This is a genomic window from uncultured Desulfosarcina sp. (assembly GCF_963664155.2).
In the GTDB taxonomy this organism is placed as follows: Bacteria; Desulfobacterota; Desulfobacteria; order Desulfobacterales; family Desulfosarcinaceae; genus Desulfosarcina.
The window spans coordinates 23,564-35,890 of sequence record NZ_CAXXXH010000001.1 but is presented as its reverse complement, the minus strand read 5'-3'; the positions used below and the strand labels follow the sequence as shown (position 1 = coordinate 35,890).

The following is a 12,327-nucleotide window of genomic DNA, read 5'->3' as shown; positions in this document are numbered from 1 at the left end:
AGTTGGCAGCCGTTTAGCTCCTATTATATCGAGCGACCTTGGGAATCCTCTCTTCAATCGGATTGTCAAACATCACTGCAAACCCCCTGTCTTGGGATCGCACGACAGTACCTATTATGCTGGTCCTTGTGTCGAAGGCAACAATCGGGAATCGAAGGCTGATTTTTTGTCCATTTTTTATCCTCCGCCGGGTGTATATGTATATGCCGCCCGCACTTACGTTGCCGATCAGATCTCGATACGTTCCGGACTTGACGGTGTATTTCGCACTGTACAGGGCGGTGTGGCGAGGATAACGGCGCAGATCCGATTTTGTGGTCATTTCCCATTCACCTTTTCCCGTAAATTCCCCGAGCACTTGAATGTCACCACCCGTCTCGCCGGCAGGATTGCATCTTCACCAGTGGCCGGATTCCGTCCTTTCCGTTCGTTTTTTTCCCTCACGCAGAATTTGCCAAAACCGGACACCAGGACATCATCGCCAGATCCCAGGGTGGATTTGATAAGTTCAAGAAGCGTCTCGACGATCTCGACGGATTGTTTTCTGAGAAAGCCGAGTTCATTCTGGATTTTTTCTGCGATGTCTTTCTTCGTCAGGGCCATGTGTGCGATCTCCGTTTCGTAAATAATGGAAATGAGAGGAAGGATAAAACCACGTTGGCAAAAAATCCGATCCTTGTCAAGGGTTTGGTATTTCTTGACAATCTGACTGGCGAAGAATATTGCTCAATTGTTCCATCGCTCTGAAGGAATCATCCCGCGTATTGAAAGTCCGATTACAAGGGTAAAAAATACTTGCTGGGTGTGGCGGCAAGATGGACCGTTGATCAAGAAATGGAACGCAACGGTATGAGAAGAATCACCCGGTTGCCCTTGGACGATTCGTCCTGTGCCCTCCCAGCCTTGGCCTGGATCAAGAAAAAACTGATAAAATAGGGACTCCAATTGAAACAATATGCCGCTATTTCCGGGAACTGGATTGGAAGGTTGATTCGGGACTTTATTGCCACTTTGTCTTACAACACCATGCAAGACGACACTGGGGAACCCGCTTGGGATTTTGCGTTGGTAGGCTTTGCCCCCCTGCGCCACCATACTGCACTATCCCACGATATCCCGCCTGGTTTCAAACCACGTGTCAGATTCCAACCTTGCGGGCTGAATGGCAAAACCGATATCATCCGTCAGGAAAAGACCCTGGCATCCTCCAGCTTGATCTCAAGTTCGGCGATGGTGATTTCTGAGAGCCCGAAAAAATCAGCTTCCGGTGTGGCGGCCAGAACGCAGGATTCAACGCCCCGCATACCGATACCCAGGCTGTTGGTGGTTTTGTCCGCAAGCCGGACCATCATCATTAAATCGTTTTCTTTTTCCAGATCGGTCTTATGGTGATCGCGGGCGATGCGGCAGTAGTGGTCAGGCAGGTTCCAGTGGCGCAGGAGGGCATAGCCGTAGACACTGTGGAAATTGTCCATCACCTCGTTGAGCAGAATATCCGAAGGCATCCGGTTTAGGGTGCCGGTCCGCCTTACCGCATCGGTGACAGTCAGAATAAGTAGTTTCCCCATGTCGTGGATCAGCCCGGCAGTGAAGGCTTCCTGAGCTTTTTTCCTCAACCCGCATCGGTTTGCAATCCATTGGGCACTGATGGCAGTTCCCACGGAATGTTGCCACAGTTTCTGCATCAGACCGCTGATGAACGGATCTTTGGAATGGAACTGCCGCTTCTGCGATACCAGTATGGCGATGTTGGCGATTTCCCGGCTGCCCAGGCGGACCATGGCGGTATGTACCGTGGATACTTTTTGCATTCCCTTATAAAAGGCAGAATTGGCAATGCGAAGCACCTGGCTGGTCAGCGACGGATCGCAGGTAATCATCTTCTCGATAACAGCCATATCAGGTTCCGGTTTGGAGGCCTCGTGCTGAATTTTCAGGCCGGTGGCGTTGAATACTGGCAGAACGGCCTTCCTGCTGGTCAGATAGGCCTTGATGATTCCCAAAAAAGACTGTTGTTGATCCATAATTGCATTACTTTCCAAGCAATCGTTCCAGTTCCCCGAGTGGCCTAGGTTTCTGGAAGCGTGGCAGGCAGCGCATAATTTCTTCAATGGTGGTAACTCCCTGAGCCGCCTTGTATAGGCCATCTTCAAAAAGGGTTACCAGGCCGGTGGTTTGTGTGCAGATGTGTCGGATCTGGTGGCTGGTTTTTCGCTGGATCAGGCCGTCCCTGACCTCATCGTTAAGCACCAGCAGTTCGAAGGCGGCCACGCGTTTGCGGTAGCCGGTGTAGCGGCAGTGGTCACATCCACGCCCTTTCCTGAAGGTTGCTCCTTCCAGGTGGCGAGGTTCGCAACCGATGCGCAGCAGGTCCATCGGGGTGAGTTGGTAGGGCTGGGCGCAATGGCTGCATATGCGGCGCAGCAGCCGTTGGGCCACCACGCACACCACGGTAGAGGAGATGAGAAATGCGTCGATGTCCATATTCAGCAGCCGCAGCAACCCCCCGATGCTGTCTTCGGTATGGAAGGTCGTAAGAACCTTGTGACCGGTCAACGCAGCCTGGACCGCGATTTCTGCCGAGAAGGTATCCCGTATTTCACCGATCACGATTACATCGGGGTCCTGGCGCACGATGTGCTTCAGCGAATCTTCGAAAGTAAGATTGATTTTGGGATCGATGGAGCATTGGCCGATGCCGTCGATGACATATTCGACCGGATCCTCGGCGGTGATGATGCTGGCCTCCATCGTGTTGAGTTGATTGATGCAGCTATAGACGGTCGTGGTCTTTCCGGAACCGGTGGGGCCGGTGATCAATATGACGCCGCTGGGACGGTCCAGGGCGTCTTCCCGAAAACGGTGCATTACCCGTCTGGCCATGCCAATCTGGTCAATGTCGAGCAGTTCTGTCTGACGGTTCAACAGCCGCAGGACGATCTTTTCTCCTTTTACCGTGGCGTAGAAGGAGACCCGGATATCCATCTGGTACCCACCGTGATCGAACATGATGCGGCCACCCTGGTGGCGTCTTTTTTCAGCGATATCCGCCTTGCACAGCACCTTGATACGCGTACTCAACGCCTGGGCGATACTCATGGGGTATTCCTGGTGCTGAACCAGAACACCGTCCAGCCGGTACCGCACGCGCAGCCGGTCAGCCAGCGGATCGATATGGATATCGCTCACATCGGCAGCATCGATGGCGTCGACGATGATGGCATTGACAATATCCACCACGGATTCGCCTGTTTCGGAAGAGATATATTCCCCGAATTTTTTGTCGGATCGCAGGTGATTGATGGCGGCTTTGATGGACGGTTTGGTGGATATGGCGGGAATGACCGGCTGGTGCATGGCCTTAGTGGCCGCATCCACATCCCGCGGGTCCATGGGATCGGCGAAAGCTACCAGTACTTTGTCGCCTTCCAGGCGTACGGGAATGAAATTGTGTTCCAGGTACTGGACGACGGATCCCCGGTTGAACAGCTCCGGGTTGGTTTTCAGGAAATCCGGTTCGATGAATGGAAAGCCCAACTGGATGGAAAGCACGCTGATCAGCTTGCGTTCCTCGATAAGATTGTGGGCTACCAGCACTTCTCCAAGCTTGCGCTTGGGTTCCTCCTCCGCTTGCAGCTTGAGGGCCAGTTCGAGATCCTGCTTGCTGATCAGGCCCAGTTCCACCAGAAAGTCACCGATTCTCAGGCAAGGTGAGTTTTCCCGCAAAGTCTGCCGGATCTGTGTTTCGCTCAGGTAGTTGAGCTCTTTGATAATCTCAAGCAAAGGCTTTTCGGTTTTGATCTTGGATCTGACGCGCTGTGCATACTCGACCTGCGCATCGGTAAGCGTCCCGACGTCGATCAGAAGACCGATGATTTTACCGTATTTCCCTGTTTTCAAGTCTTCAGGTGTCACGATTCCAATTCCTTCCGAAAGCCGAAATTCAAATAGTATATTTATCGCCTGAGATAGCGATGCGCTTTAGGTTCAACCTGCCGATCCGGTCGGTTTGATATTTATACGGGTGCTTTTAATAGTGGTTCACTTGCAATATCTGTATCGGCACACTCAATTCCTTCTTTAGCTATTTATGGGATATCGGAAAGCACCTCCTGATATTGAGATCTTCCAGTTGATCTCCGGGTGTTGCGCCTCGGGCGGCGTTTGGGCGATTTGTAATACCTGGCAAATACGACCTTCGGGCCCCTGCCCAGTTCATCGGCGATTGCCCGCATCAGGCGTTTGGATGTCATTTTGAAATTGATTACGCGGGACAGAGTCATCTTCGTAACGCCGGATTTGTCTGGCAAATCCATCTGGTGCCGGAACGGTTCGATATTTTTCGGTGTGTGCCACATGCCAGCTGGCCAAAATGTTATGACGACTTTGTGGTTGCGACGATTACCGCAAGCAGCCGAATCTGACTATCTGAGGAAAACCCGGATCGTTCGAATATGGTTGCTTTATCGGTAAATACCTGGATACTATCCAAGATATCTTAGAAGGTGTTCCTTTTATAAATGAAGCTGCTATCAGTACCATACGGACAGGTTGTGGGGTAACTGTCCCATGCACCATTTATGGCCACCTCCGGATCGGCCTGACCATTTGCGTATATCTTTTTTTCGCCATCTTGCGCCTCCTTGCGAAACCTTCTTTGCCCTGATCCTGTTTGCGGATCCTCCCCATGCAGGAACGATAAATCGTACGACGTGTTATCGGACTTCTTTTTTGCCCATAAGGAGGTGGCTATGAAAAAGATTCGTCTGTCAGTCCTTGCCGCGTGTTTTATTTCAATATTGATTGCGGGATGCGCCCGCAACGAGCCATGGCGGACCACGACCGCACCGCAGGATTGTGATGACAACCCCGATGCATGTGCGACGGCTATATGGGAGCGGCACACAGGATACAAGTTGGCTTTCATCGAGTTCACCGAACGGGGCAATGTTTTTTCAAATGAGCACGCACAGACCGTCTATGATCGATTGTGGGATCTCAGCAAAAAGCCTCAGCCGCTTGCCATTATGGTGTTCGTACATGGATGGAAGCACAACGCCAATACCAAAGATGGAAATGTCATTAGCTTCAGACATGCTCTGAAGAATCTTGGCGAAAGCGGCGTCCTCGGACCTCGCCAGCTGGTGGGGGTATATATCGGGTGGCGGGGATTGTCGGTGCATGGCCTGGGGTCAGAAAATCTATCCTACTGGGACAGAAAAGCAGTGGCCCAAGAGGTAGGAAAGGGCGGTGTTTCAGAGGTGTTTATCGAGTTGGAGAAGATTGATCGTTCCAATTCCAGAAATTACCTTTTTATCGTCGGGCATAGTTTTGGGGGTGCCATTACGCTGTCGGCGTTGAATGAAATCTTTTTAGAACGGTTGAAAACTGCCCATGGCAACGCAGATGTGCCCCTTAGGGCCTTCGGAGAAGGAACGGTTATCATAAACCCCGCAATTGAAGCCAATCAGATTCTGCAGCTAAAAGAGTCGAGCATGGCTTTAGGCGGCGCCGATCCATATCAGCCCAATTTATTGCATGTCTTGAGCTCGAAGGGAGACTCCGCCACCCACACTGTATTCCCGATCGGCCAGGCGCTTGGCGTTGGGCTGACTTGGAATCAGCACAATCTTCAACGGAAATACAAGAGTAAGAATTACCTTCTATCTGAATATGACTTGGATACGACCACGGTGGGCAACTACATTCCCTTCCACACAGCCGCTTTGCTGGATCTCGAAGGCATACGTGAACCGGAGTCGCAGAAGCTTTTTAAAAAATTCAAGGTGGTTTTAGACAGAAAGGCCATGCCGACGTTGGGTCAGTGGATTATCCACAGTTATTGTTCTAACCCTCAGGTTTCGGAAGCCGGCCAGACCGAATATTTTCCGTGTGAAGACAATGAAGCCGTCTCTTTTATCTATACAACCGAGTCTTTTATCAAAGATCACAATGATGTCTTTAACGACAATGTGATGGCCTATTTTTCCACACTGGTCAGTGAAGCAATATTCAAGCAGGATCAAACACGATATTTTCCCCGCTGTGCACAAGATGGGCGATTTTTATTCGAATCGTGTTTTAACTACCATCGGGAGCGGTACAAAGGATTAAAGGATGCTTTCTAAAATTCCAAAGCGACCGAGACGGCCTCAACTTCCGGGATACATTCAGAAGCAATCGTGAGTTCGGCAATCCCGCCGCCTTTCCCGTCCTGCTGGAGGCGAAGGATCAGGTGGCAGTCCTGGACGTGGCCGCATGGGTGGACGCATTTATCCATGAAACCGCAGCAGCCCACCACTGTTCATGACAAGCAACGGGGCAATATCACAAGTTGATCGCAACGCACAAGGAGGCGCCGTGAACAAGCCCTTTAGCCTAAAGAATTCTGATTCATTATATTTTATTATTGACTAAAAAGTTGTCCATTTATCTTAAGGTTTAAGAGGTCTAAAAGATGTCTGATAAACCCTCCTATGAAGAACTCCATCAAAAGGTCATAGACCTCGAAAAAAGCTTAGGGATTTTTCGCCCTTTAGTGGAAAAAAGTTCAGATCTTTTTTATCGAACAAGTCTCGATGGTAAAATATCCTATATCTCTCCTTCGGTATATAAACTAACGGGTTATACCGTTGAAGAAGCTATTGGAATAAATTTGGCTGAAGAAATATACCTGATTCCGGATGAACGGAAGTTTTTATTAGAAGAGCTTCAAAGCAAAGGGGAAGTGGTTAATTTTGATGCTCAATTAAAAAAAAAGATGGGTCAGTCTGGTGGGCATCTGCAAGTGCGCATTTCTACAGAGATAAAAACGGAAAAATACTGGGTGTTGAGGGAATAACTCGTGATATAACTGAATTGAAAACTGCAAACCAAGCTCTAAAAGAAAGTGAAGAACGATTTCGGTTGGCATTTCGAACTCTTCCGGACGCTATCAATTTAAACAGACTTTCCGATGGGGTGTTTATTGATATCAATGATGGATTTACCGATCTTACGGGTTATTCACGCAAGGAGGTCATCGGAAAAAAATCAATTGATATCAATATATGGAAAGACCCGGATGACAGGAAAAGATTGATAGATGGACTGATGAGAACAGGCCATGTTAAAAAACTCGAGGCTCAATTCGTAAGGAAAAATGGAGACATCGGCATCGGCCATATGTCTGCCCGCATCCTTCATATTAACGATGAAGATGTCATTCAATCCATAACTAAGGATGTTACTGAGCGCAAACAGGCAGAAAAATCCCTGAAGGAAAGTGAGGAACGTTTACGTTTAATTACGGATAATATGGACGATGTAATCACCCAGACAGATGCGCAGATCAAAGTTGTTTTTGGCAGTCCTTCTTTAGAGCGAGTTCTTGGGTATCGGTCGTGTGAGATGATCGGGAAGCCTGCCATTGATTTCATACATCCAGATGATATCGAACGAGTTCTCAAGGAAGCGACAGAAGCCAGGCAAAATCATGCTCTTTCGGTTCTATTGCAATACCGATGGCGACATGCAAATGGTACTTTTGTGTGGGTAGAATCTTCAACACGCCTTCTCTACGATGAACATGGCTTTTCGAAGGGAGCCATCTTCGGCACGCGTGATATCTCCGATCGCATTCAGGCCGAGAAAGAAAAAGAAGCGCTGGAAAAACAACTTATGCAAGCACAGAAATTTGAAGCGTTAGGCCGTCTTTCCGGAGGAGTCGCCCACGATTTGAACAACCTGCTTTCACCGATACTTGGATACAGTGAGCTGCTTTTAGATGATTTTGCAGCAAATGATCAACGTAAAGAGAAGATAGAGCAGATTAACAAAGCTGGAAGTAGAGCTCGGGATTTAGTTCGCCAACTGTTGGCTTTTAGTCGTAGACAAACCTTGGAATTCAAGCCATTAAACATCAACAATGTCCTTACTGATTTTGGAAAACTTCTTCAGCGTACCATTCGGGAGGACATTAAGCTTAGTATTTGCCTATCACCTTTAATGAAGCCCATAATGGCCGATATTGGGCAGGTAGAGCAAGTGATTATGAACCTATCGGTTAACGCTTCAGACGCCATGCCAGGGGGAGGAAAATTAACGATTGAAACAGCAATAGCTGAACTGGATGAAAATTATGCCTCAACTCATCCTGTTGTCAATCCAGGCGAATACGTTATGCTGAGTTTTAGTGATACAGGACACGGAATGGATGAAGGAACCCGTTTAAAAATTTTCGAACCATTTTTTTCAACCAAGGGTAAACAAGGGACGGGTTTAGGGCTTGCAACCGTTTACGGTATCGTCAAACAACATAAAGGCAACATCTGGGTCTATAGCGAACTCGGTAAAGGAACGATATTTAAGGTTTACTTGCCAATTACTGAAAAATTACCTGCTGACGCATCAATTGGAAAAAAGGTAAATTCTAATTTAAAAGGTCATGAAACTATTTTACTGGTAGAAGACGATAAACAGGTGCGCGATCTTGCCCACGAAATCCTAATAAAAAATGGATATAAGGTATTCCAGGCTCAAAATGGGAAAGATGCGCTGAAGGTCTGCGAATTAAATGAAGACTCGATTGATCTGTTACTCACCGATGTGGTTATGCCGGAGATGAACGGCAAGGAGTTATTTTCCATTTTAAGAAAAAAACATCCAAACATGAAGGTCGTCTATATGTCTGGATATACAGAAAACGTTATCTCCCACCATGGTGTGCTTGATGAAGGTCTGCAATTTATCCAAAAACCTTTTACAGTTTATAATCTGACTGCAAAATTACGAGCGACCCTAACAAAATAGGTGCTTCCCATTTAACGGTTAAGTGATCGCAGGGCGATGATGTAATTTGACGGTAGGTTTGAAACCATTTAACATCTGGTTTGAAATCGTGTGATCGGAACTGTAAAACGTCATTCAATATTTATTTTTAACGCATCGATAGGGGCGGGCCTTCCGAAAAAATAACCTTGCCCCAAATCAAAACCAAGCTCTTGGCATACCTTAGCTTCTTCGGAGCATTCTATACCTTCTGCGAGAGTAAGTATACCAAGATCATGAGATGCATTGATAAAAGTTGAAACCATTTGATGTAGTCGCTTTGGTGCGAGGTGAATTTTACGAATTAGGGAAATATCAAATTTGAGGTAATCCGGAGGTGTGTTTGAAAGCTCCACCAAACGTGTTTGGCCGACACCAAAATCATCGAAAGCCAACCCCATGTCCATCTTTTCCAAGGCATCCCGTAGCAGAATGAGATTATTTGTTTCTGCAGCCGTCTTCTCATTTATTTCCAACACAATTTTGTTCGATGGAGCTATGTCACGTATCCTTTGCATGGATGCCAGTAGGTCGTCAATTCCGTTGATTTCGAACTCGCAGGAATTGACGAATAGCAAGGGGGAACCATGTATATGCTTACCCAATTCTACCCCTGTTTCACGGAAAAGAGAACTCAATTCAGAGCCACATCCCAAACACTCTGCCAATTCCAATAATTCAGCCGGGTTCGAAGGCAAGCCTTCATTGCCAACCCGTCCAAGAATCTCGTATCCAACTTCAGCCATATCAGGGAATTTTAATATTGGTTGAAAATGCGGTATTACATTCCGATCGTGAATTAGCATCCGCAACTTTGGTTCAAAAGAAGATAAGTCAAAATTTATGAAATCTTTAGAATATGTTGCGGGAATCGTCTCTGGTTCTTTGGTAGATATTGAAGACGAAATTGTCTTTACCTTAAATTTGTAGTTCCCTATTGATATTGTATCGTTTGGTTCGAGAAGTTGCGCGTTTTTGACCTTATTTTGGTTGACATATGTACCGTTAGTGCTCTTAAGGTCCCGAATCCACATTAAATCACTGCTTATGCGAATTTCACTATGATGTCTGGAGATAAGCCCATTACTCAATTTAAGATCACAGTCGTCAGCCCGACCAATAACAAGAGGAACTGACTTGATATTGACAAGCCATTTGCTATCTGCGTCAGTAACAGCCTCTAAACACCATTGCATTTTTTTTCCTTTTCAGGACTTATTTTTTATCATGATTTTACTTCATTTTTTTCCCTAACCTTGAACCATTTTCGGACACACAGTTGCCTTAAACGCCTATGAAGTGTAAAAAGACGGAGGTGGACCCCATCGGCTGGACAGCCTGAGGGGTAGAATAAGCTATGAGCCGAGAGCTTTTTAAAAGATAAAAAGGCATCAGGCAGCCTCGGCGAAAGGATGGGGCAGACCGTAATAAACCTCATCCGGGGTTCTGTCGTCAAGGGCCGAATGGCCCCGTTCGTGATTGTAATAATCGAGCCACCGGCCCAGACCCTGCCGCAGCGCCTTACCGGTGTCGAATGCGTGCAAGTAAATGTATTGGTGTTTGAGGGTCCACCACAGCCGCTCGACGAATATATTGTCCTGGCAACGACCCCGACCATCCATACTGATGGCGACCTTGTTATCGATGAGAACCTTGGTGAACGCGTTGCTGGTAAATTGAGCCCCTTGGTCGGTATTGAAGATTTCCGGTGGCTCATAGCGGCTCAACGCCTCTTTAAGGGCATCGATACAAAAGGCGCTGTCCAGGGTGTTGGATATCCGCCAGGCGAGCACCTTGCGGCTGTGCCAGTCCATGATCGCCACCAGATACATGTACCCACTGGCCATGGGGATGAAAGTGATGTCGCTGGCCCAAACCTGATTGGTGCGACTGATGGTCATACCCCTTAGCAGATAAGGATATACCTTATGCTGGGGATGGGGGCGGCTGGTCCGCGGTTTGGGATACACCGCCTCGATACCCATTAATCGCATCAGCCGCTGAACCCGTTTGCGATTGGCTGTTATGCCCTGACGATCCAGCTGGCGGCTGATCGTTCGGCTGCCCGAGGATGGATTGGTAAGATACAGTTCGTCGATCTTGCGCATCAGTTCCAGCTCTTCTTGGCTTATGGGTATGGGTTGGTAGTAATAGGATGACCGGCTAAGATCGATTAGTTCACACTGCCGGGAAACGCTCAGCTGCCGATCCAACGGATCGATCATGGATTTACGCTGTTTGCGATTCAGCTGCTGAGCTTGCGTGCTAAAAAATCGTTTTCCACCTTGAGTTGACCGATCTGGCGGTACAGTTCGGCGGTTTGGGCATCGGCCTGTTTTCTGGATCGGTGGCTTTTATCGAAGATATCGGCTGCACCGTCGAGCATCTGCCGCTTCCAGGTGGAAATCATGGTGGGGTGAACACCAAATCGACTGGCCAACTGTGCTGCGGTTTCTTCGTTCTGAATGGCAGCCAGAGCGACCTTGGCTTTGAACTGTGGACTGTGTGATTTGCGCTTGTTACCCATCGTCAGATCCTCCTCATTTTTGGTCTGACTCATAGCTTAGCACATTGTCCAGTTTTTGGGGTCCACCGCCGACCCGAGAAATAATGCGATCGCTAAAATAAGGTTGTAGCCAGCATGTACCGAAATTGCCGGAAGAAGCGATTTTGACCTGATTCTGAACATGATTGTTACCATCGACATCATTCCAGTAGCTGTCCATGCCGGCAAATCATAGAAACCGACTTTTCGACCATCAAATTCTAACATTTGCATTAAACAAGCAAAATCTGTGCAGTAATATCCTTTAAGATCCTATTAAATCACAAATTTAAGAGTAACATTCTGTAAACACAGTTTAATTTTAGACTATTATTTAAGATAGGATTCTATTCTCACCTAAAATTTGGACAAAAAATGAGAGCATTTTGCCAATTTTTGTGAGTTAATTGAACCACGAAAAAAATAAGGACAAGAAAGAGATCCCCCGGTAAATTTTCACGCCGGGGCGCATACGGCGACAAATCGGGTAATCTAACGCCTGGCTGGGGGCATTCAATCTCTGCCGACCAGCATAGCATCCCGGCGAACATTATAAAACGACGGCAGGACAATACGCCCGGAGGATTTGCTGCCGTATGCCAAAATGTCGGCATACCGCTTGTCTATGACGTCCACCATCATCGTTGTCTGCCGGATATGCTCAGTATTGAAGCAGAGACGCACGAGGCGCTGGAAACATGGAATCGGGAGTTCCTGTTTCATGCCTCATCACCGCTTTACCGTTTTTCTGAAACGATGGATCGGCGGCACGCTGACACCATTGATGAGATGGATTTTCCCAAGACCTGGCGTGCCCTTGATATTACCGTGGATGTGGAGGCCAAGGCCAAGGAACTGGCGGTATAGAAATGGGGCAACGACCTGAAGCGATAGCTTCAAGGCGTCCAAAAGCTTGCGTTGATCATCAGCTGCTTTTTGATTATAAATGAATATCGTCCTTCCTCCATCCAATT

General features: G+C 47.7%; 13 protein-coding genes. 4 read left to right on the top strand and 9 right to left on the bottom strand.

The window, feature by feature from the left end:
- Positions 1–13 precede the first annotated feature (13 nt).
- The 4 genes from ACHZBS_RS00180 to ACHZBS_RS00165 all read right to left on the bottom strand — a co-directional run bounded on the left by ACHZBS_RS00180 (position 14) and on the right by ACHZBS_RS00165 (position 3,915).
- The gene (locus ACHZBS_RS00180) at positions 14–322 is read right to left on the bottom strand and encodes a PilZ domain-containing protein (RefSeq protein ID WP_394707956.1); all 309 of its coding nucleotides are present in this window, start codon (positions 320–322) and stop codon (positions 14–16) included.
- The gene (locus ACHZBS_RS00175) at positions 319–603 is read right to left on the bottom strand and encodes an integration host factor subunit alpha (RefSeq protein ID WP_319404516.1); all 285 of its coding nucleotides are present in this window, start codon (positions 601–603) and stop codon (positions 319–321) included. Before ACHZBS_RS00175 ends, ACHZBS_RS00180 begins: the two co-directional genes overlap by 4 nt.
- Before the next feature lie 581 nt (positions 604–1,184).
- Entirely contained in the window at positions 1,185–2,024 is an 840-nt protein-coding gene (locus ACHZBS_RS00170; protein WP_319404515.1) for an HDOD domain-containing protein, read from the bottom strand.
- A gap of 7 nt (positions 2,025–2,031) precedes the next feature.
- Entirely contained in the window at positions 2,032–3,915 is a 1,884-nt protein-coding gene (locus ACHZBS_RS00165) for a GspE/PulE family protein (RefSeq protein WP_319404514.1), read from the bottom strand.
- Between the two features lie 836 nt (positions 3,916–4,751).
- Between ACHZBS_RS00165 and ACHZBS_RS00160 the strand changes: the two genes are divergently transcribed.
- Positions 4,752–6,128: a hypothetical protein gene (locus tag ACHZBS_RS00160; protein ID WP_319404513.1), complete on the top strand. Its 1,377-nt coding sequence runs from the start codon at positions 4,752–4,754 to the stop codon at positions 6,126–6,128.
- Here the strand turns inward: ACHZBS_RS00160 and ACHZBS_RS00155 are convergent.
- Positions 6,125–6,280, bottom strand: coding sequence for a hypothetical protein (locus tag ACHZBS_RS00155; RefSeq protein ID WP_319404512.1), 156 nt, complete (start codon positions 6,278–6,280; stop codon positions 6,125–6,127). The two genes, ACHZBS_RS00160 and ACHZBS_RS00155, sit on opposite strands and share 4 nt — an antisense overlap.
- Before the next feature lie 177 nt (positions 6,281–6,457).
- Here ACHZBS_RS00155 and ACHZBS_RS00150 point away from each other — a divergent pair, with 177 nt between their 5' ends.
- Both ACHZBS_RS00150 and ACHZBS_RS00145 read left to right on the top strand, forming a co-directional pair.
- Positions 6,458–6,841 (top strand): PAS domain-containing protein, encoded by a 384-nt coding sequence (locus ACHZBS_RS00150; RefSeq protein WP_319404511.1) that lies wholly within the window; start codon positions 6,458–6,460, stop codon positions 6,839–6,841.
- On the top strand, positions 6,748–8,790 hold the full coding sequence (locus ACHZBS_RS00145) for a PAS domain S-box protein (RefSeq protein ID WP_394708027.1): 2,043 nt from the start codon (positions 6,748–6,750) through the stop codon (positions 8,788–8,790). The genes ACHZBS_RS00150 and ACHZBS_RS00145 overlap by 94 nt, the downstream gene beginning before the upstream one ends.
- Positions 8,791–8,900: 110 nt before the next feature.
- On the opposite strand, the gene ACHZBS_RS00140 is transcribed toward ACHZBS_RS00145, so the two are convergent.
- From ACHZBS_RS00140 to ACHZBS_RS00125, 4 genes are all read right to left on the bottom strand, one after another.
- On the bottom strand, positions 8,901–10,004 hold the full coding sequence (locus tag ACHZBS_RS00140) for an EAL domain-containing protein (protein WP_319404509.1): 1,104 nt from the start codon (positions 10,002–10,004) through the stop codon (positions 8,901–8,903).
- A 195-nt stretch (positions 10,005–10,199) separates the two neighbouring features.
- Positions 10,200–11,335 (bottom strand): IS3 family transposase gene (locus ACHZBS_RS00135; protein ID WP_319405970.1). Its coding sequence is split into 2 segments (ribosomal slippage): positions 10,200–11,056 and positions 11,056–11,335, totalling 1,137 coding nucleotides; the frame shifts between segments, so codons are not numbered across the junction.
- A 13-nt stretch (positions 11,336–11,348) separates the two neighbouring features.
- Positions 11,349–11,534 carry a hypothetical protein gene (locus tag ACHZBS_RS00130; RefSeq protein WP_319404508.1) on the bottom strand — a complete coding sequence of 62 codons (186 nt, stop codon included), beginning with the start codon at positions 11,532–11,534 and terminating at the stop codon, positions 11,349–11,351.
- Between the two features lie 332 nt (positions 11,535–11,866).
- Positions 11,867–12,076 (bottom strand): hypothetical protein, encoded by a 210-nt coding sequence (locus ACHZBS_RS00125; RefSeq protein ID WP_319404507.1) that lies wholly within the window; start codon positions 12,074–12,076, stop codon positions 11,867–11,869.
- On the opposite strand from ACHZBS_RS00125, the gene ACHZBS_RS00120 reads away from it, so the two are divergent.
- Positions 12,002–12,220, top strand: coding sequence for a hypothetical protein (locus tag ACHZBS_RS00120; protein WP_394708026.1), 219 nt, complete (start codon positions 12,002–12,004; stop codon positions 12,218–12,220). The two genes, ACHZBS_RS00125 and ACHZBS_RS00120, sit on opposite strands and share 75 nt — an antisense overlap.
- Positions 12,221–12,327 lie beyond the last annotated feature (107 nt).